General features: G+C 51.7%; 14 protein-coding genes. 9 read left to right on the forward strand and 5 right to left on the reverse strand.

Annotation, left to right across the window (positions count from 1 at the left end; genetic code table 11):
- Nucleotides 1-18 precede the first annotated feature (18 nt).
- The 5 genes from ABVF61_RS30895 to ABVF61_RS30915 are packed head-to-tail and all read left to right on the forward strand — an operon-like array spanning nt 19 to nt 4,661.
- Entirely contained in the window at nt 19-999 is a 981-nt protein-coding gene (locus ABVF61_RS30895) for a TRAP transporter substrate-binding protein (RefSeq protein WP_353997459.1), read from the forward strand.
- A gap of 14 nt (nt 1,000-1,013) precedes the next feature.
- Nucleotides 1,014-1,544: a TRAP transporter small permease gene (locus tag ABVF61_RS30900; RefSeq protein WP_353997460.1), complete on the forward strand. Its 531-nt coding sequence runs from the start codon at nt 1,014-1,016 to the stop codon at nt 1,542-1,544.
- Nucleotides 1,541-2,830: a TRAP transporter large permease gene (locus ABVF61_RS30905; protein ID WP_353997461.1), complete on the forward strand. Its 1,290-nt coding sequence runs from the start codon at nt 1,541-1,543 to the stop codon at nt 2,828-2,830. Before ABVF61_RS30900 ends, ABVF61_RS30905 begins: the two co-directional genes overlap by 4 nt.
- Nucleotides 2,831-2,866: 36 nt before the next feature.
- Nucleotides 2,867-3,826 carry a sugar phosphate isomerase/epimerase family protein gene (locus tag ABVF61_RS30910; RefSeq protein ID WP_353997462.1) on the forward strand — a complete coding sequence of 320 codons (960 nt, stop codon included), beginning with the start codon at nt 2,867-2,869 and terminating at the stop codon, nt 3,824-3,826.
- 7 nt (nt 3,827-3,833) lie between these two features.
- On the forward strand, nt 3,834-4,661 hold the full coding sequence (locus ABVF61_RS30915; RefSeq protein WP_353997463.1) for a sugar phosphate isomerase/epimerase family protein: 828 nt from the start codon (nt 3,834-3,836) through the stop codon (nt 4,659-4,661).
- A gap of 531 nt (nt 4,662-5,192) precedes the next feature.
- Here the strand turns inward: ABVF61_RS30915 and ABVF61_RS30920 are convergent.
- Together ABVF61_RS30920 and ABVF61_RS30925 are read right to left on the reverse strand one after the other, a co-directional pair.
- Nucleotides 5,193-8,369: an efflux RND transporter permease subunit gene (locus tag ABVF61_RS30920; protein WP_353997464.1), complete on the reverse strand. Its 3,177-nt coding sequence runs from the start codon at nt 8,367-8,369 to the stop codon at nt 5,193-5,195.
- Between the two features lie 5 nt (nt 8,370-8,374).
- Nucleotides 8,375-9,550 carry an efflux RND transporter periplasmic adaptor subunit gene (locus tag ABVF61_RS30925; RefSeq protein ID WP_353997465.1) on the reverse strand — a complete coding sequence of 392 codons (1,176 nt, stop codon included), beginning with the start codon at nt 9,548-9,550 and terminating at the stop codon, nt 8,375-8,377.
- A gap of 614 nt (nt 9,551-10,164) precedes the next feature.
- On the opposite strand from ABVF61_RS30925, the gene ABVF61_RS30930 reads away from it, so the two are divergent.
- Together ABVF61_RS30930 and ABVF61_RS30935 are read left to right on the forward strand one after the other, a co-directional pair.
- Nucleotides 10,165-11,016: a hypothetical protein gene (locus ABVF61_RS30930; RefSeq protein WP_353997466.1), complete on the forward strand. Its 852-nt coding sequence runs from the start codon at nt 10,165-10,167 to the stop codon at nt 11,014-11,016.
- 557 nt (nt 11,017-11,573) lie between these two features.
- On the forward strand, nt 11,574-12,299 hold the full coding sequence (locus tag ABVF61_RS30935; protein WP_353997467.1) for an SDR family NAD(P)-dependent oxidoreductase: 726 nt from the start codon (nt 11,574-11,576) through the stop codon (nt 12,297-12,299).
- Between the two features lie 323 nt (nt 12,300-12,622).
- Here the strand turns inward: ABVF61_RS30935 and ABVF61_RS30940 are convergent, their stop codons facing one another.
- The 3 genes from ABVF61_RS30940 to ABVF61_RS30950 form a co-directional block, all read right to left on the reverse strand.
- Nucleotides 12,623-13,126, reverse strand: coding sequence for a hypothetical protein (locus ABVF61_RS30940; RefSeq protein WP_353997468.1), 504 nt, complete (start codon nt 13,124-13,126; stop codon nt 12,623-12,625).
- Between the two features lie 320 nt (nt 13,127-13,446).
- Nucleotides 13,447-14,577 (reverse strand): alpha/beta hydrolase, encoded by a 1,131-nt coding sequence (locus tag ABVF61_RS30945; protein WP_353997469.1) that lies wholly within the window; start codon nt 14,575-14,577, stop codon nt 13,447-13,449.
- 157 nt (nt 14,578-14,734) lie between these two features.
- Nucleotides 14,735-15,376: a TetR/AcrR family transcriptional regulator gene (locus tag ABVF61_RS30950; RefSeq protein WP_353997470.1), complete on the reverse strand. Its 642-nt coding sequence runs from the start codon at nt 15,374-15,376 to the stop codon at nt 14,735-14,737.
- Between the two features lie 342 nt (nt 15,377-15,718).
- Here ABVF61_RS30950 and ABVF61_RS30955 point away from each other — a divergent pair, with 342 nt between their 5' ends.
- Together ABVF61_RS30955 and ABVF61_RS30960 are read left to right on the forward strand one after the other, a co-directional pair.
- On the forward strand, nt 15,719-16,882 hold the full coding sequence (locus ABVF61_RS30955; RefSeq protein ID WP_353997471.1) for an efflux RND transporter periplasmic adaptor subunit: 1,164 nt from the start codon (nt 15,719-15,721) through the stop codon (nt 16,880-16,882).
- A 10-nt stretch (nt 16,883-16,892) separates the two neighbouring features.
- Nucleotides 16,893-19,955, forward strand: a complete 3,063-nt coding sequence (locus ABVF61_RS30960) for an efflux RND transporter permease subunit (RefSeq protein ID WP_353997472.1) — start codon at nt 16,893-16,895, stop codon at nt 19,953-19,955.
- The last annotated feature ends 4 nt before the right edge of the window (nt 19,956-19,959 follow it).

A 19,959-nucleotide genomic window follows, 5' to 3' on the forward strand; every position in this document is an offset into this window, starting at 1 on the left:
GTAACAGGGAGGAAGAGAATGAAACATGTATTGCTAACGGCAATCCTAGGTGCGTCAACAGCATTGGTGTCGCCTGCGCTGGCAGCCGACGTGACCGTTAAAATTGCTACTGTTGTCTCTGGCGATCACCCAGAAAACGTGGGCGCCCGCGAGATCAAGCGCCTTGTCGAAGAACGCTCAAACGGGGAAATAGAAGTACGGGTATTTACCGACGGTCAGCTAGGAAATCAGCGCGAACTCGTTGAACAGTTACGCAATGGAAACCTAGAAATCACATGGGTTACAACCGGTTTCTTTGGCTCTTGGGAACCGGTCATGAATACCTTGGAGATCGGATACTTGTTTGATGACCGCGAGCACGCATTCCGCGCGTTTGATGGCGAGCTCGGCGATCAAGTTGCCGCACTTATCGAAAAACATGATGTGAAGCACCTTGGTTTCTACGAAGCAGGAATGCGTCACGTTACAAATTCTGTGCGTCCGATTAACGCGCCCGAAGATCTTGAAGGCATGAAGCTGCGAACCCCCAACGCCAAGTACCATTTGACATCGGTGAAAATGATGGGTGCTAGCCCGACCCCGATGGCATTCGGTGAATTGTATGCTGCGATGGAGCAAAAGGTGGTTGACGGCCAGGAAAATCCGCTTTCCAACATCAGTGCGGCGGCATTTTATGAGGTCAATGACCATTTGGCACTGACCGGTCATCTGCATCTCACGCACATGGTCATGTACTCAAAAGACCAATGGGACAAGCTGTCGAAAGAACACCAAGACATCATTGAACAGGCAGTGATCGACAGTCAGCAGGTTCAACGAGACAAAGTTGCCGCCGACGATGCCAGCCTTCTCGCAGTGCTTGAAGAAAACGGAATGCAAGTTACGCGGCCGGACCGCGCGGCATTGGCAGAAAAGGTTGCGCCACTGCGTGAACAAGCAGTCGAAGAGTTTGGCGATCAAGCCAAGCAATGGATCGAGCTGATCGATCAGGCTAGGTAACTAAAAATCGCAGCATGGCAAAAAACCGAAAAAAAAGACTGCTGGACTCAGCGGCATTTCTTGAGCGCGTCATCTTTGCTGTGCTGCGCTACCTGCTGGTGATGATACTTGCGACCATGGTTGTCGCTGTGTTGGCGCAGGTGTTTTCCAGATACGCGCTTGATTTCTCCTTAACCTGGAGCGAAGAACTCGCGCGCATCTGTATGATAACAATGGTGTTTTTAGGAGCGGCGGTTCTCAGTCGTGACAATGAGCATCTAGCGGTAACGACAATCATTGAACTGCTACCAAAGCGCGTCTTTCATCTTTGTGTCTGTGGAGCTCAGGCTGTCGGGATTTATTGCACCTGGTACTTGGCAAATGGTGCATGGTCCGCGCTTTTAAGAGAATGGGCTCAGTTAACGCCCGCGCTGCAGGTGCCTTTTGGTTTTATCTATTCGGTGGTCTTTTTTGCGGTCGCAATGATGATCTTTTGGCTATCGATAAATCTTGTTCGAGAAGCACTCGCAGTTACAGCTTTACGTGACTTAGAAAGTACCAAATGACAGCACTTGCAATTCTTGCAGGCGTGTTCTTCTTGCTCTTGTTGCTTGGAGTTCCCATCGTTTTTGCCCTGATTGCTGCTTGTATCGTACTTTTGACTAGCGACGGGCTGATGTCAGCGCAGCTAGTCATGCAACGAGTTTATGCGGGAATCGACAGCTTTCCTTTACTTGCCATTCCTTTCTTCTTGCTTGCTGGCAAGCTCATGGAGGCAGGTGGTATTACACGAAGATTGATCGATTTCGCATTTCACCTTGTCGGATGGATTCGAGGTGGTCTCGCTCATGTGGCGGTGCTCGCGGCAACGATGTTTGCCGGCGTAAGCGGCTCGTCCGTAGCAGACACGGCAGCAATAGGTTCTACGATCATACCAAGAATGAAAGAACGCAACTACCCGCCAGAGTACTCGGCTTCGGTTGTTGCGGCGTCCGGGGTTATTGGATCAACAATTCCACCTTCGATTCCACTGGTGCTCTACGGCGTGATTTCAGGCGTTTCTATTGGCGGCCTTTTCATGGGCGGCATTGTTCCAGGTTTATTGATGTGTCTTGGTTTAATGGGCTACATTTATCTCAGTTCCAAACCGTCCGTGAGCGAAGACGCAATATCAGACACGGATGAGCAGGTTGCCTTCCGAAGTGTTTTACTTCAATCGCTGCCTGCGCTTTTTCTGCCGGGTCTCATTGTTGGCGGAATTAGAACAGGCGCCTTCAGTGCAACAGAAGCTGCTGCAGTCGCAGTCGCTTATGCATTCCTAATCGGCATTGCTTACCGAGAACTCAAACTCGCGCAAATTCCTGACATTCTCTATCGTACTGCTCGCGATACAACGTTAGTTATGGCGATAGTCGGCGCGGCAAGCCTCGTTGGCTACGTTCTTACCATTGAGCAGATTCCGACGGCTATCGCGACATGGTTCACACAGAACATAACAAGTGTTTTGGTTCTGTTGCTTCTAATCAATCTCCTACTTCTTATCGCCGGATGTTTTTTGGATGGTGGCTCTGCGATTATCGTTTTCACACCAGTGTTGCTGCCGGTAATCAAGGCCTTTGGTATCGATCCGCTTTTCTTCGGGGTCTTGATGTCGATCAATCTTATGATCGGTACCATTACTCCGCCGGTGGGTCTCTCCCTTTACGTCGCAGGCGGCATCGCGAACGTCAAGATCGGAAAAATGATGGTCGCGATCCTCCCATTCTTGTGCGTTCACTTGGCGCTTCTTTGCGTCCTTATGCTGTTTCCACAACTTGTCACTGCTATCCCGAGCTTGGTTTACGGCCGCTAGGGCAGGTGGCTTTTTAGCCAGAAGAAAGGCTTATCCATGGCATTCAAAAACTCAATTCTGCTCGGCACAATAGGCCGATACAGTGATCGATTCCATGAGTATCAAAAACATAGGAGTCTCGAAGAAAGGCTCGAACTAGCGCTAAAGATTCCGCTGACTGACGGAATTGAGCCAGTCTATCCTCAAGATCTTGGACATGATGGCGAAGCAGTTGGTTTGGTTGAAAAGAGCGGCCTGGAAGTCTCAGCAGTCAACGTGAATGTCAAAACCGAGGAGCTCTTCCGTCGTGGCTCATTCACATCTCGAGAGGCAAATGTGAGAGAGACTGCGACCGAGTACTTGAAAACCGCCATGGATATTTCCGCTGAGCTCGGTGCCAAAATGATTTCGGTTTGTCCCCTAATTGACGGCTGGGACTATCCGTTTGAAGTCAATTATCAGGACCAGTGGAGATGGCTTCTAAGAGCATTCGAAACAGCTTCTGCTTACCGCAGTGATGTGCGTATTTCTATTGAATACAAAGCGTTTGAGTCTCGCAATCGGATCGTGCTGCCAACAATGGCGCGATCGCTTGTGCTTTGCCAGAAGGTGAACGCTCCCAACCTCGGCGTCACTATGGATGTTGGTCACGCATTGATGGCAAACGAAACGCCGGCGGCGGAAGCTGCGCTAGGCAATGATCTCGACCGGCTCTTTTATGTCCACTTCAATGACAATGATCGTGGCGCCGATTGGGACATGCTTCCAGCATCTGTGAACCTCTGGGAGACTCTCGAGTTACTGTACTATTTGGAGCGCATGGGCTGGGACGGTTGGTTTGCGTATGACGTGTTCACCCGAAATGGAGACAATGTAGAAGCGATCGCAGCCACGTTTGAAATTATGGAGAGCCTGAAAAAGTTACTCGACAAGATTACCATTGATGAGTTGAACGGCATGGTGGCTGATGGGGTCCCAGCTCGTTCTATAAATCGGCTTATTGCGTCGTTACTGTGAGGCAGCCGTGATTGGACTAGGCAGTTTTTCGTACCGTTGGTCGTGCGGCTTTAAAGATCGAGTTCCTGAAAAACCTTTGGGGTTGCTCGATCTCTTGGGGCGAACGGAAAGACTTGGGCTTAAGCTTCTTCAGGTAGCCGACAATATCCCCCTACACAAGCGTGACGTTGGGGAAGTTCGAGAATTCATCTCCGCGACGAAGGAGATGAACATTGAAATTGAACTAGGTCTTGCAGGAATTTCTGATTCAACACTCTTGCCGAAGTACCTAGACTACGCAGCGCAATTGGATTGCAGACTGTTGCGTGCATCTTTGGACGCAAGTGATATCTCGATAGGAGAAGAAAAACTTTGCTCATATATCAAGAGCTTTGAAGACTCGCTTTCCGGGGTAGGGGCTAAACTTGCGCTTGAAAATCACTTCGCGCTTCCGTCCCGCGAACTTGTTTCCTTAGTCCAAAATCTAAACTCCGAACAGTTTGGCATTTGTCTAGATGTTGCAAATTCTATTTGCGCAGGCGAATGGCCAATTGAGACCATAAGGTTGCTGTCGCCGTACACAATAAATCTCCACTTGAAGGACTGCCGCTTCGCGATCGATCCCTACGGAGTTGGCTTCTCGATTGTTGGCACACCGCTCGGTACAGGTATTATAGATGTTCCGACCGTGCTGGATTTTGTCGGTCCAAATGAGCGTGGCATAAACATAATTCTTGAGCAATGGCTACCATGGAACGATGACCAAAATTCGCTTTATGCGCAAGAGGACGAGTGGGCACTGCTTAGCGTGAAGGCAGCAAGGCGCTTTATCACCGCACCAGCATTTAACGCTTAGGAATACTTCTCGATCTGTTGACTAGGTTTGGGAGCGTTCGTTTTCCTTGCTGCCACGGAGCATCGCTGAAATAGTAACCCGGAGCGGTCGGGTCCACCTTCCAGGTGTATGCAGCCAATAGTGGCAACTCTCCAGTCTGGATGTCGTGCCGCTGGTGCGGCGTCGCGAATACCAGATCACCAGGTTTGACGACTCATTCTTTGTTTGGATCGTCCAGGTGGACGTATTGTGTCGATTGTGCAGCCACCGCCGTCCCGGATTGAGAACGGAATCAAGAGCCAAATGCTCCAGGTTACGCCAGATAATCAGGTGTTCAGCCAGCTCGGTGAACTTTGTGTTAAAGCAAGTTTGTCCCGACCAAAAATCACAGCCTTCAAACTAGAAGAAGCTCCTCGAGCGCACGCAACCGGGGAACAAGGGGGCTTTGGGAAAACTCTGCTATTGCCGTAAATTCGACCATTCGTTCCACCTTTAAGTGATATCGCGTACTTAGGGATCCGCTGCGCAATTTGTGTGCTCATTTCGGACAAACTAGCTTTGTTTGCTCAAGGTCGGCGCGATAAATGCCTTCTGCTCCACCCATCGAAACGCGACGTAAAAGACGGGCGTGAACAAGAGACCGAAGAACGTGACGCCCAGCATTCCGAAAAAGACGACCGTTCCGAGCGCCTGCCGCATTTCAGACCCAGCACCCTGTGCGAGAAGCAGAGGCACAACACCGAGAATGAACGCAAACGACGTCATCAATATCGGCCGGAAGCGAAGACGCGCAGCCTCGACAGCGGCGTCGATCCGGGACAGACCGCGTTCTTCGGCCTGCCGTGCGAACTCAACGATCAGGATCGCGTTTTTCGAAGCAAGTCCGACCAAAACGACGAAGCCGATCTGCACCAGAATGTCGTTGTCGAGGCCTCGGAACATCACGCCTGTTATCCCGGCCAAAAGACACATCGGGACGATGAATATGACTGCAAGCGGCAGGAAGAGGCTTTCGTACAGCGCAGCCAGAAGCAGATAGACGAAGACAACGGCAAGGGCAAAGGCGATGATTGCGGTGTTTCCCGCCAGTTTTTCCTGCAGCGTGAGGCCGGTCCACTCATACCCGAACCCGTCCGGCAGGCGCTCATCCAGTATGGCTTCAAGTGTGGCGATCGCCTGCCCTGTTGACACACCGGGAAGCGTCGCCCCCTGCACGGAGGCTGCGGGAAAGAGATTGTAGCGCGCGACACGATAAGGCCCCGTCTGCTGTTCGAGAACCGAAACTGAACCGATCGGCACCATGCTGCCATTGTCGGACCGGGTTCGCAGATCCAGGACGTCCTGCGGGTCATCCCGGAAATGCCCCTCGGCCTGCGCCGTCACCCTGTAGGTCCTGCCGAGGAAATTGAAGTCGTTCACAAACGCAGATCCAAGATAAACCTGCAGTGTTTCAAACAAGCGATCAGGCGGTACGCCCAGCTCCTCTGCCTTGACGCGGTCGATATCGGCAAACAGCTTTGGTGTCGCGGTGTTGAAGAGCGAGAAAACCTGCGATAGGCCCGGGGTCTGGTTTGCTGTCTGCACCACGTCCTGCGTTACTGTTTCCAGCGCACGCAGGCCGCGGCCGCGCTCGTCTTGAAGGTAAAGGGTCCATCCACCCGCGTTGCCAATGCCCTGGATGGGTGGCGGCACGATGACAAAAAGGACCGCATCGGTGATGCTGGATAGTTCGGCAAACGCCTGGCCTATCAGCACGTCATTGGTCAGCCCCTTTGGCAGACGCTCTTCAAACGGATCAGTCACAACGAAAATCGCGCCCGCATTCGGCGCGTTCGTGAATGTCGCACCATCAAGACCGGCAAAGGCGACCGTGTGCGAAAACCCGTCCATGCCGCGCAGCAAGTCACTGGCCTCGCGAATGACGGCGTCCGTGCGTGTCAGCGAAGCCCCTGCAGGCAATTGCACGACGGTGATGAGGTAGCCCTGGTCCTGATCCGGAATGAACCCGGTTGGTGCCCTGTTGAATTGGAAATAGGCTGCGTACATCAGACCGGCATAGATCAAAAGCATCAGGATCGTGACCTTCACCAGACGGCACACGAGCCAGGCGTAAGCAGCTGCAAGTTTGTCAAAAACCCAGTTGAAGCCCCGTCCGAAGGCTCGAAACGGGATGCCGACAACTGACCAGATCCGCGCAAACACGCCCGACGGTGCCTTGGTTGTCTTGTCTTTCAAAAGGAGTGCCGACAACGCTGGCGACAGGGTCAGGGCAACCGTCACCGAAATCGCTGTAGCCGCAGCGATTGTGATGGCGAACTGGCGCATGAACTGGCCGGTGATACCTTCGATGAAGGCAGCCGGAATGAACACGGCAGAGAGCACAAGACCAATGGAAATCAGGGCACCGCTCACCTCCGACATTGTTTTATGGGCGGCCTCCCGCGCTGAAAGTCCCTCTTCAATGAATCTCTCGACATTTTCAACCACCACGATCGCGTCATCAACGACGATACCGATGGCCAGAACCAATCCGAACAGGGTCAGATTGTTCAGAGAAAACCCGAAAACCTGCATGACGAAGAAGGTGCCGATCAAAGACACGGGTATTGCCAGGATCGGGATGATCGACGCGCGAAGAGACTGAAGAAAGACAACGATCACCAGGACGACCAGAATGACCGCTTCTTCAATCGTCACATAGACCTGTTCGACGGACTCCTCGATATACTCAGTCGGGTTGTAGATGATGTCGAACTCAATGCCCGGCGGGAACTCTTCGGACAGCTCCTCGATCAGCCGGATCACTTCCTCGGCGGTCTCGAGTGCATTGGATCCGGGCCTTTGAAAAATACCGATCGGCAGAGCCGTGAATTCGTCGAGGTAACCGTTGGTGCTATAGTCTTGGGCGCCGAGTTCGACCCGGGCGACATCACGCACGCGGATCTTTCGCCCGTTCGCGTCAGAGCTGATGACTATGTTTTCAAACTGCTCAGGCTCGACGAGACGTCCAAGGGTTTCTATGTTGAGCTGGAAAGCTCCGGGATCTTCAACCGGCAGCTGGTTCAGGGCGCCGGACGCGACCTGAATGTTGTTTGTTCGAAGCGCGTTCACAACCTCGCCAACTGTCAGGTTGCGCGCGGCAATCTGGTCCGGGTCAAGCCAGATGCGCATCGAATATGCCCGTTCGCCAAACACCGTTGCCTGACCAACACCGTCAATCCTGAGCAGACGATCGACAATCTGGGTGCGGGCGTAGTTTGAGATGTAAAGCTGATCCCGGCTTCCGTCTGGCGAAAGCAGATGAACCACCATCATCAGGCTGGGAGAATTCTGCTGTGTCTGGATGCCGAGGCGCCGGACATCTTCAGGCAATCGCGGTTCAGCAATCGCAACACGATTTTGAACAAGCACCTGTGCCTGATCGATATCCGTCCCCAGCTCAAAGGTGATCGTCAGCACCATCCGGCCGTCACTGGTCGACTGGCTGAGCATGTAGAGCATGTTTTCGACACCGTTGATTTCCTGTTCCAGCGGCGTTGCGACCGTATCTGCAATGACTTCGGAAGAGGCTCCGGGATAAAGCGCCGTGACCTGGATCGTCGGAGGAACGACATCGGGATAGGCAGCGATCGGCAAACGCAAATAGGAAACGAAACCGATCAGTGCGATGAGGATGGAAATGACCGCTGCGAAAATCGGGCGATCGACGAAAAAGTTCTTCTTCTCCATCAGGACTACTCCGCTGCCGGAAGCGCAATCTGCTCAAGCACCGGGGCAACCTGACTGCCTGGCCGCACCCGTTGCAGACCCGAAATGACAACGTTGTCTTCGGCATTTAGTCCGGACCGGATGATCCGCAGGCCGGACCAGATTTCACCTCTGACGACCTGGCGTGTTTCGACGACATTGTTTTCGTTGACGACGTAAATGATGGAACGCGCCTGATCGGCGACGATCGCGGAGTCCGGTATCAGCAGTGCCTCGAATTCTCCCGACCCCAATAAACGGGCGCGACCGAACAGGCCGGGCTGCAGGAAGCCTTCCGGATTTTCGAACACGGCCCGGCCAAGAATGGTTCCGGAGTTCGGATCGAGCCGGTTGTCCACGAAGTCCATGGCACCGCCTCGAGTGAATGCGGTTTCGTCCTGTAGCCGCACGAAAATCGGATTGGGTGTCGTTCTTGACGTCCCCCGTTCGCCCGTCTCATTCAGGCGCGCGTATTTGAGGAAATCAGCCTCGGACGCGGTGAAAACGAATTCGATCGGATCAACGCTGACGATCGTCGTGAGAGCCGTCACGCCTGATGGCCCACCAATCACGAGGTCACCGATATCGATCTGTGTTTCCGCAATGCGACCGTTGATCGGCGAACGGATTTGCGTGAACTCCAGATCGAGTTGCGCAACTTCGAGCTCCGCTTCGGACAGCGCAACGTTTGCCAGAGCTTCCTGATAGGCGGCTGACGTTCGTTGTTCCTCGCTTTGCGGCCCAACGTTTCGATTGAACAACTCCCTCGCACGCTCGAACTCAAGCAATGCAAGGTCACGTGTTGCCTCCGCCGCTTGCAGACGCGCCTGTGCCTGTTTGACGGCCAGTTGAAACGGACGCTGATCGATCGTGTAGAGGAGTTGATTTTGCTCGACAAGTTGTCCGTCTTCAAAGTGGATGGCTGCAAGATAACCGGTCACGCGGGCTTGCAAGTCAACGGTTTGAACCGCCTGGAAGCGGCCTGTGTATTCGTCCCAGTCAAAGACCATTTCGGCAACAGGATTGGAAACGATGACTGCCGGAGGTTGGCCCTGCTGAGCCAAGGCAGGAGTTGGTAAAGCGGCACATATCAAAAAATAGCTGAAAACGACCTTGGATGTGTTGGAGAAAGCCAAATGCCACTCTTTGTAATAGATCATCATCTCTGCCTCAGTAGCGCTTTATGGCTCCACTTTGCGCAGAGAACTTTATGACTTTTGCGACACAAATCACGCCTGCACATTTTAACTCCCGCCCAACAACCAGTTCGCTAAACTACATGGATCGACGCTTAAGAAATCAAGATTAGGCTTTCGATTTCGGTCAATTGTTCGAGTTTTTGCTTGCGTTTATCATCTAAATTAGATTTAGAAGTGTAGCTCATGATTAAATTTAGATATTACATCTCTTTCTGTTATCAATTTACATTGCCCTATGGAGGTGATTGATTCGATCCTTTGCGGCATTCAGAAATTTTTCTCGAGATTTCCAAAAAACCAATCAAGCAGTAGGCAAGCTATTCGTCACTAGGAACCCTAGAGAGTTTGGGAGAGCTGAACTGTCAAAATATTGACCGATGCGTAACGGACGCTGGACACTTTCTTCACCGACGTACGATACAGGTAAGGATCCGCAGGTCTTGTGCAATTTGGTGCTGCTTTATTGGGCACGCTCTGAACTGAGCGAAGCGGTCGCATAAAAAGTGCAAAATCCCATTCATGATCTGCTGTTATTAGAGAGATCAGTCTCAGCGACAGCGTTTTGAAAGGTCATGGGTATGTCCAAAAAACTATATGTAGGGGTGGTCTTGCTGATGCTCGGCCTATCGGCAACGCTTTGGACCAATCCAGTCTTTTTTGCACGCCCGCAAATACCGCAGCTTTATGTGGCGCTATCTTGCGACGCAGAAAAAAATCCTTTTTCCGATAGTTATTCGCCCAACCTGCGGGTCGAGCAAACAGATGAAGGCTGGCAGTTAAAATTCCTTTTGCAGCCCTTTGGTTCACGCAGCTATTCGGGCGGACTATGCTCTTATGACTATTTTCGAGCTTCTGAGCCCTTTTCGATCAAAATCGAAGCATCTCAAGGAAAAAGCGCTATCCATACCGCGGCTAAACGCAGCGATGGCTTTCAGGGTAATGTATTTGAGATCGACTTTGAAAGGGATGTCGGCATCACTACCGATGACCCAGCGACGATAGTTTACAAGGCGGGTCTCGCTCGCCCACTCGACCGCGGTCGACTTGTAATTCAGACCACTGTTGGTATCGGTGTTGACGGTTCGGACAACGATCCTATCAGATCGACGCCAAACTATGTGCCGGTATATCTGACTGTGCCAGTCGATACACCTATCCTAGAGACCACTGGAAGAGTGAATTCAACTGAATTCTTACTTCAGGCCTTTCGCGGTGAAACACCAGTCATCACATACGCTTTCGATAGTCCAACGCCCTTTCGCGCCGTTGTTGAGTCACCTTACGGGCGATTTTGGAATGACGTGATTTTGCTATTCGCTGGTTTGATTATTGGCGCTGGCTTTACCATTGTGCTCGAGTCATCGTTAAGCAAACTCTCGCGGATCGGTGCAGGAAAAGACCAATCAAGCGACCTTGATGGCTTATCTTAGTGAGTGCCAATACGCAAAACCTATAAAATTTACCGCATAACCATCGCAGGTCTGAGGAAAGCGCGAGGTGTTGAAGCGTCAGTCAAAGAAGGGGCCTGATATGCTTCATGTGATTGCCCGCTCGGCATTGGTCGCAACGAGGCTTGAGATCAATTGCGAAGGTAGGACCCGTTTGGAGAGGCGTAACGCAGACGTGCAACAAACTGAGCTTCTTAGCCACAGTGTTAGGACTAAGAAGACTAAATCTATGCTCTTCGCACGTTTGATTTCGTTGGGTAGCCCAAGCGTGCTTTGGAAGAAGAGGCCGTTTTTGGCCGATGATGCAGCCATGGTTCCGAGCCTTCTTTGAAGGTATGATCATGGGTAGGTTTGAAGCGGACATAGCAGTTCCCCGGACCGGTCCCTCCACTCGATAACACTCGTGACATTCGAACAGATGATGACAAATGAAGTTGGTGGTTAATGCTTTGGCTGCTTTGAGCCCATTTTGACCAATGGTTCATTGTGCACCAAGGTCCGCTAAGTATACTCGAACGGTCTTTATTTGTGAGCCATCCATGAAGAATTGCTTGATTGTTGGAGCGGGAGAAGGCGTCAGCCGAGCTGTTGCAAAACGGTTTGGTACAGCTGGCTATCGGGTCGGGCTAATCTCACGAAATGCAACAAATCTCCAGCGTCTCGCTGCAGATCTAGCTTCAGATGGAGTTAAAGCTTTCGTTGCAACAGCAGATGCAGGACAGGCGACCGAACTGGTAGGGGCAATGGAAGCACTTATAGGCCAGATGGGCGCTTGCGATGTGTTAATCTACAACGCTGCCGTACTGAAGCCTGGCAACGCCTTGGACGTATCGACAGAGCAAATCGCAGCCGAACTTGAGGTAAACTTGCTCGGCGCGCACCGAGCTGTTTCCATTGTGGCGCCAGGAATGATTGAACGTCGCCAAGGCTCGATTTTGTTTACAGGCGGTGGGTTGTCACTTGAGCCTTTCCCGGAATGGACTTCTTTGGCATTGGGCAAGGCGGCGCTGCGCAGTTTGGCAATCTCTTTGTTCAAGGAGTTATCGCCAAAAGGTGTTCATGTGGCTGTTTTGGCAATTTGCGGGATCGTTGAGCCAGGTGGGCCATTCGATCCGGAAGAAATCGCCAACGAGTATTGGCGGGTCGCTACGAACCCGACAGGTTTGGCCGATAGAGAAATCGTTTTTCAGCCGGTTGGTACGGACCCCTTTTATAATGATCCCGACAGGGTCCACGCTGCCGTTTCGCTGCCGCCAAAGGTGTAAATACAACTACTCTTGCCCAATGCTCCACATGTAAACCGACATTGACGCAACTGCAGTGAAATGGCGATTTGTCCCGCATACTGCGAATACAGACTGAACTCGTTTTCGCAAGCGCAGCGAATGTCTCGTTCGCAAGACTGCAAAACCGCGCGCTAACGCAAGATGAACCTCAGCAACGGGCCGTCAATGCCTGCACCCGGTTTTAAATGCCATGTCCGATTTAGTGTTTCGACTATCGCCCGCCGGCTACCGAAACCGTAATCCAGATGGATCGTAGCCCCGTCACGCACTAACAGGCGAATTGGCGAACTCAAGTCGGTTGATCACGAGGTTTCTCTCCAATTTATCACCCATGCGGCAACAACGGCGAACAAGACGTGTCCGACAAGTGCCACCCAAGTGATGCCGCTAAAATTCAAGAAAGGCGGATTGCCAGCTACGAGGTGTGCCATGAAGTAGAGTGCAAACACCCAAAGCACAATGCCGTAAAGCGCGGAAGTTACTATCCAAGGCAGTATTGGAGTTATTCGCTCACTCATTGGGCGGGCAACTAGTATCCAACCAGAAGGATAGGCAACAACACCCGCAAAATAGTGCAGAAAATTTGCGCCCGGAGCCCAGGCGTCACCAGTTACTACTCTTATGACGCTGTTGGCCAACGGCACAGGTGAAAGTGTAGCAAAGCCGAGCATCGGGCTAAGACTTTTACCAAAAAAGTCGAAAGCGGTAGTGGCAGTGGCGCCAGCAAGTAACACAGTAACGAGGGTTGAGATCGTGAAGGGAGGCAGCGACTTCCGTTTGAATTCAGAGTGGGTCTTTGTAGTCATAGGTCAATCCGATTCGTTGGGTTCGAGTGCGCCGCATCGCAATTGTGTACGCTGCCGCAAACTTTATTTGGGGATTGTTCCCGTGCAAGAAACTGCTTTGACAAGAAGTTGAGCGAGTGTGACCTGCGACCTGAAACTCCACAAGTTACGCGATGAGCCCTTTTGACAATTGGAGTGCTACCCGACCTTCTGCCGGTGCGGGATGGAATCTTCCGCCTTTTGTCAGCATCACGGGCTGGCATCGTCTGCTGTATAAACCAGTGTTATCGGGGACATACCCGACTGTTCGTCATGAAGCAAAAGCACAAAAGCCTTGAACTCTACCGCCTGGAAAAGACTTTTTTCGGCAACAGAACCAGCAACGAACCAGCATCGCCTGCACTGTCCACGATCACTGAGGTTGCAGTGTTTGTTTGCGAAGAGCTGATTGTTTCTTCAAGCGCGCCGCTTTCTATCAACTTGATAAGCTTAGGCGAAGCTGCGAATGTGCTATGACCTCCGCCATCAATCTTTGACACATCCAATACCACGATCCCTTTTTCTTGAAGAGCCGCGTTGTTTCTGCCCTGTCCAACACGCGGATGGCCACCGCGCAATGTACTCGAAAGGCCGAGAGCCCCATCGTTTCCAGAAACGAGAATGACGAACTCGTTGGTTTCAAGCTTATGCAATGCAGCAAATTTCGCATCAAAAACATCAATATCAACGTCAGGCGCTGCAAGAATAACTGTATCAATGCTACGGAGCGTTTTGATATCCCTTGAAAGCGCGAGCACGTTGAGAGCTTCCAGTGTCAAAAGGGAACCCATTGAATGGGCCAGCAGAGTTATGTTGGTCGCGTTCGTAGATGCAGCGAGCTCAAGCGCTTCTGCCAAGCCTTCTCTTGCAAAAATTGCACTATCTCTGTCGTAAACATATCCATCAGTCCGCCCGGCAGATGGCCATGAATAGTGCAAGGCGACAGCGGGCACTCCAAAATCATGAGCCATTTGAGCATGTCTAAACACACCACTGGCAAAGTTGTTGTTGAACCCATGTACGAAAATTAGTAGCTCACGCTTATCTGTCGGCAACTGCTTCAATGCATCGTTCAATCTACCCCTGAATTGTGTAGAGTTTTCGATGTTCTGCCTGCCGGTAAGTGTAAAATGCCGTTTGGGATCTGGCGAGCGTCTTGAGCTTTCTACGCGTCCAGGTCGGTGAGTGTCCGGTATACCAACCTGCAGCTCAGCAAAATTCAGGACACTTGAACGGCTATCTGAAAACATCCGTTTTGCATCATCAGACGGTTTTCTTGTTGTCGCGACGAAAACCTCTGTCACGGAGGCGACTTCATGCGTTTCAAAGTCAGACAGGTTGAAGCTGTCGGGAACGCTGCCACATGCACTCAACAGAGCAAACACAATCGAGACGGCACTCCACCGCGCCCATAAGCCGATACTGTAAGCCATGGCTTTGACTTGACCTCACGGTGCCTTGGAAGACGCCCGTCACAAGAGGCATCCTCGTTTCAGTTTTTGACGAGTTGTTTCTGGGCTAAAGAATGTGCTGTTAGCTGGTCGTTCCGGTCTTGGTTCGCGAAGACTCCGGCTCACTCACCTGTCTGCTCTAACGCTTTATCCCAAGGGGCAAAATAGAGACCTCCCATGCAGCATAAAGCATGGCTTTGGCCTCAGACATCGCAGTTTTGCCGGCTTCGGCATCTTGCTGTGAAGCAATCACCGCAGCTGCCCCGCCAAACGAAATAATGAGCAGCAGAGCCAATTTTGCACGATCATACTCTTCTTCCCGAAACAGATGCTTGGACATCGCAAAGATGTGGTCACGGTTGGCGACCGTGTCGTCCTGTTCTGTCGCAAGGAATTCCTTGTCAGAGGCATAACCTGTCAAAATGTCACGAAAGACAGGATCTTCGCGCATAAGCGCGTAGTACTGATCCAAGAGTTCAGTAGTTACATGAGATAGCTGCACGAGAGACGACGGGGGCTCTGCCAGGATTTTTTCGTTTTTGGCCGTGTTCGCTTCCAAAACCCGTTCGGCAAGAGCTGCGACAATGGCGCTCTTGTTTGGGAAATACTGGTAAATCGATCCTATTGAGATGTTTGCGCGATCAGCGACATCACTCATCTTCAAACCGGCCGCCCCCTTTTCTTCGATAATGGAACGTGCAGCTTCCAAAATCATAGCCACCCGCTTCTGACTGCGGACTTGGACCGGTTCGCGAACTTGGTCTTTAACCTGTGTAGACATGCCTGAATTCCAATATGAGACTTTTTCATATATACAGGCGACAGGGGATACTTTCAATCGAAATTCTGCTGCAATATCGATAAATGTGAAAATTTTTTCTCTTTTGAAATCGCGAGTGAATGTACTCCCCCACTCTACAATCCATTTTAATTTATTGTTTTTATTAAACTATCTGAAAATCACTTAGCTCTCGTGGTTGACGTCGTGCACTCGCAATGAACTTTCGAGTCTTTCAACGCTCAAACATGAATCTGAATTTTTTTCTGTTTTTATCTTGAAGGTATCCGCCGCCCAGCTTATATCTGAAAAAGTTTCACATTGCAGGCGCGATACGGAGCCCCCATGACACACAAGACATTTGATACCACCGCTTCACTCATGCCGGTCAAACACCGGAGAACTCAAATCAGGAGCATTGAGAAGAATCAAATGAGCAGGAAATGGATCGGGCGCTTGGCGCTCAAAAGCGGAAAAGCTCTCGTTCTCGCTTCTGCAATTATGCTCGGCTTGCAACACCCCCAAGCCCATGCAAGTGACGAACCGGTACTGGTGAAAACGATGGTCACGCCTGAGATTTCAGAAGGCATTACACGCACATTCTTCGGCGAGATTTCTGCGAGCCAATCTGTGGATCTAGGCTTCCAAGTCGCTGGCCGGGTAGTGGAACTAAACGCGCCGGAAGGCGATGTCATCCCGAAAGGGAGCATTCTGGCTAAACTCGACAGGCGCCCATTCCAGATCGAAGTCGATCGCGCAAAGCTGGCATTGACGCAGGAAGAGCGGAAACTTGCCCGCTACGAAAAACTCAAGGGAAAAACGATCAGCGAGGTCCAGGTTCAGGACGCTCGCACGAATGTGGAAATGGCGCGTGCCGTTTTGGAAAACGCAGAGTATTCTCTGGAGCAAACAATCCTGACCGCACCTTTTGACGCCGTTGTGGCCTCCCGCAGCGTTTCCAACTTTTCAACGGTTGCTGCCGGCACACAAATCGTACGGCTACACGACCTATCCGAGGTTCGCGTGGATATCGAAGTGTCCGAGGTGCTCATCCAAAACCTGGGTGAAAATCCAAAGATGCGGCTTCACGCTCAGCTTCCTGGTAGCAACGCGACCTATCCGTTGACGTTCAAAGAAGTGAATGCGGAAACCTCCCAAGTCGGCCAGACTTTTCGGGTAACCTTGACCATGCAAATTCCGAACACGCGCCTGCTACTTCCAGGAGCATCAGTTACGGTTACAGCAGTCTTTCTCGATCAATCTGAAGGCCTTGAAATTCATCCATCCGCGATCGCCGTGGATCCAAAGGGCAAAACTTCCGTGTTCCTGGTGCACGGTGAGAATGAGAATCTCACCGTTTCTCAAACGCCCGTTGACCTATCAGTCGCCTCATCGGGTGCAATCGCAATCACACCACCCCTTCCTGCAGGTACGGAGATTGTCGTCGGTGGGGTGAATACCCTGCAAGACGGCCAGGCTATCCGCCGATTTGTAGCTGATTTTAACTGAGGAAAGACCGATGGACATTGCTCGCTTCAGTATCGACAAACCCATTTTTACGTGGATGCTGATCCTTACGTTTCTGTTTGGCGGTATCGGTTCGTTCTTCTCTCTTGGGCGCCTTGAGGATCCAGCATTCACAATCAAGGTCGCCGTTGTTGCAACAGGGTATCCTGGCGCGTCTGCTGAGGAAGTGGCCCGTGAAGTGACGGAACCATTGGAAAGCGCCATCCAGAAGATGGGCGAGGTAGGTCAGATTACTTCCCGCAACACACCTGGCCTGTCACTGATCGAAATCGAGATCGAAGATACAATCGATGGATCAGAGCTTCCGGCAATATGGACAAAACTGCGCGCCCGCGTGCGCGATGCTGCCTTGTCATTGCCTCGCGGGGCCACAAAACCTGTCGTCAACGACACATTCGGCGATGTTTTCGGGATGTATTACGCTGTCACAACAGAAGGTTTCAGCGATCAGGAAAAGCATGACCTCGCCCGCTACTTGCGAAGAGAAATTTTGGCCGTTGATGGTGTTGCGGATGTCGAACTCTCCGGCTTGCCGCAAGAGGTCATCTATGTGGAGCCGGATCTTGCCATACTGGCGAACCAGAACATTCCAGTAGAGGCCTTCCTGGAGGTTATCTCAAACTCCAATTCTGTCGTCGATGCTGGTGAATTTGGAAACACGGAACTGCGGATTGCGGCAGGCACGGATAGCGTCGGGGAAATCGCCGGACTGTCAGTCGGCCTAGACGGACAAGTGATCAACATCGCGGATTTGGCAAATGTCTCACGTCAACGTACTGACGATCCTTCTTTATTGATCCGCCACAATCAAGCTGAAGCGTTTACGATCGGAATCGCAGGGCTGGAAACAGAAAACATTGTCGCAGTTGGTGAACGTGTTGATGCGCGGTTTGCGGAAATCATGTCGCAAATGCCTGCCGGAGTGAACTTGCTCCCGATCTACGAACAGCACAAGGTGGTCGACGAGGCGTCCAACGCGTTCCTTGTGAACCTGGCAATGTCTGTTGCAATCGTCGTGATCGTCCTTGCGATCTTCATGGGACCGAGAGCGGCGCTCACCGTTGGCACAACGCTGTTCCTAACTGTACTTGGCACCCTTTTGTTCATGCTTCTGTTCTCGATCGAGATGGAACGGATCTCTCTTGGTGCTCTGATCATCGCCATGGGAATGCTTGTCGACAATGCCATCGTTGTGGCGGAGGGCATGCAATCGGCCATGAAGAGTGGAAAGTCTTCGCGCGACGCCGCCACAGAAGCCGCATCCAAGACACAAATTCCACTCCTGGGAGCCACTGTGATTGGTGCGCTGGCGTTTGCACCAATCGGTCTCAGCCCAGATTCGACAGGCGAATTCATGTTCTCCCTGTTCGCGGTCGTTGGCATTTCGCTCCTGCTGTCGTGGGGTCTTGCTCTGACAGTAACCCCGCTTCTTGGTCACTATGTTTTCAAGCAGGGCAAGGAAGGCGCGGGCGAAGCCTATAATGGACTGATCTTCAGAGGATATGGGGCAATTCTAAAAGGCGCGTTGCGCACCCGGTGGCTGGTTGCCGTCGGTCTGTTCGCCATTACCTTTGCCTGTTTTGCAGGATTTGCAAACGTCAAAGAGCAGTTCTTTCCCTACTCAAACAACCCCTTGTTTTTCGTAAACTACAAATTGCCACAAGGTGCTTCAATTGAAGAAACAGATCGTGACATAGAAGTCCTTGAATCGTGGCTCGCGGAACAAGACGACGTTGTGTCTTACACGGCTTACGTTGGTGACGGTGCTCTGCGCTTTATGCTCACCTATCCGACGGCCAAGGCAAATGAGACTTATGGCCATTTGATCGTAAGGGTCGATGACGTGCTCAAAATACCGGCACTTATGGGCGAATTGAGCGTGTTCGCATCAAGCGCATTGCCGATCGGAGAGTTTACAGCGAAGCAACTGGCGTTCGGGCCAGGCGAAGGTGATCCAATTCAGCTGCGCATTTCTGGTCCAGATCCTGATGTGCTGCGCAGCCTTAGCCTGGAAGTTGAGGCCAGAATGCGCTCAAGCTCTGGCAACTTTACAGCCTTGCGAACCAATTGGGGAGAACGTGAGCTCGTTGTTACACCTGTTTATGCAGAAGAACGTGCTCAGGCTGTCGGCATCACCCGTGAAAACATCGCAGATACAATGCGATTTGCGACAGATGGCGTTCTTGCGGGGCTGTACCGGGAAGATGAACGGCAGATCCCCATCTATGTTCGCGCGCCAAGAGATCAAGAAATTGGGCTCGTGGATCATCTGGTCTATTCGCCGAGCACCCAAACCCTGATCCCGATGGAACAAGTCATCGAAGGCATGCGGGTTGAGCCCGAAGACACCCTTTATCAAAGACGTGACCGCGTCCCAACCCTGACTGTTTCAGGGACAATTCATCAGGGCATATCAGCAGCAGAGGTTCTTGCAGAGATCCGAGGCAACGTTGAAGAAATCACCCTGCCTGCTGGATACAACATAGCCTGGGGCGGTGAATATGAGGATACGCTCGAAGCAAACACCAGTTTGGCGAACCAGCTTCCGTTTGCAATTATCATGATGGTTATGATCTCGATCATGCTCTTCAACGCGCTGAGGCAACCGTTGATCATCTGGTTGCTGGTACCGATGGCGGCAAATGGCGCTGTAATCGGACTTCTGGCAACGAACCTGCCCTTCAGCTTTACAGCGCTTTTGGGTCTCTTGAGTCTTTCTGGGATGTTGATCAAAAACGGCATCGTTCTGGTTGAAGAAATTGACCTGGTAAAAGCTGAAGGACTTCCATTGGAAGAAGCGATCATTTCGGCATCAAAATCGCGCCTCCGCCCGGTCATGCTGGCCGCCGCAACAACCATTTTGGGAATGGTGCCCTTGCTGGGAGATGCGTTTTTTGTCTCCATGTCGGTCACAATCATGGCGGGATTGGCTTTTGCTACAATCCTCACACTGATCGCTACACCTGTGTTCTACCGGCTAATGTTCTCAGACAAAAAGAGGCCAGCCCCACAACCTGCACCTGATCACAATCAGAAAGCGCTTCAGGCCGCATAGACAA

Origin of the sequence: Roseibium sp. HPY-6 (assembly GCF_040530035.1) — a bacterium.
Lineage (GTDB): Bacteria > Pseudomonadota > Alphaproteobacteria > Rhizobiales > Stappiaceae > Roseibium.

What these genes read in the sequence shown, in the direction of transcription:
- ABVF61_RS30950 (WP_353997470.1), bottom strand. Translation starts at nt 15,376, where the DNA reads ATGTCTACACAGGTTAAAGACCAAGTTCGCGAACCGGTCCAAGTCCGC.
- ABVF61_RS30920 (WP_353997464.1), bottom strand. Translation starts at nt 8,369, where the DNA reads ATGGAGAAGAAGAACTTTTTCGTCGATCGCCCGATTTTCGCAGCGGTC.
- ABVF61_RS30905 (WP_353997461.1), top strand. Translation starts at nt 1,541, where the DNA reads ATGACAGCACTTGCAATTCTTGCAGGCGTGTTCTTCTTGCTCTTGTTG.
- ABVF61_RS30910 (WP_353997462.1), top strand. Translation starts at nt 2,867, where the DNA reads ATGGCATTCAAAAACTCAATTCTGCTCGGCACAATAGGCCGATACAGT.
- ABVF61_RS30895 (WP_353997459.1), top strand. Translation starts at nt 19, where the DNA reads ATGAAACATGTATTGCTAACGGCAATCCTAGGTGCGTCAACAGCATTG.
- ABVF61_RS30935 (WP_353997467.1), top strand. Translation starts at nt 11,574, where the DNA reads ATGAAGAATTGCTTGATTGTTGGAGCGGGAGAAGGCGTCAGCCGAGCT.
- ABVF61_RS30960 (WP_353997472.1), top strand. Translation starts at nt 16,893, where the DNA reads ATGGACATTGCTCGCTTCAGTATCGACAAACCCATTTTTACGTGGATG.
- ABVF61_RS30930 (WP_353997466.1), top strand. Translation starts at nt 10,165, where the DNA reads ATGTCCAAAAAACTATATGTAGGGGTGGTCTTGCTGATGCTCGGCCTA.
- ABVF61_RS30940 (WP_353997468.1), bottom strand. Translation starts at nt 13,126, where the DNA reads ATGACTACAAAGACCCACTCTGAATTCAAACGGAAGTCGCTGCCTCCC.
- ABVF61_RS30900 (WP_353997460.1), top strand. Translation starts at nt 1,014, where the DNA reads ATGGCAAAAAACCGAAAAAAAAGACTGCTGGACTCAGCGGCATTTCTT.
- ABVF61_RS30945 (WP_353997469.1), bottom strand. Translation starts at nt 14,577, where the DNA reads ATGGCTTACAGTATCGGCTTATGGGCGCGGTGGAGTGCCGTCTCGATT.
- ABVF61_RS30925 (WP_353997465.1), bottom strand. Translation starts at nt 9,550, where the DNA reads ATGATGATCTATTACAAAGAGTGGCATTTGGCTTTCTCCAACACATCC.
- ABVF61_RS30955 (WP_353997471.1), top strand. Translation starts at nt 15,719, where the DNA reads ATGACACACAAGACATTTGATACCACCGCTTCACTCATGCCGGTCAAA.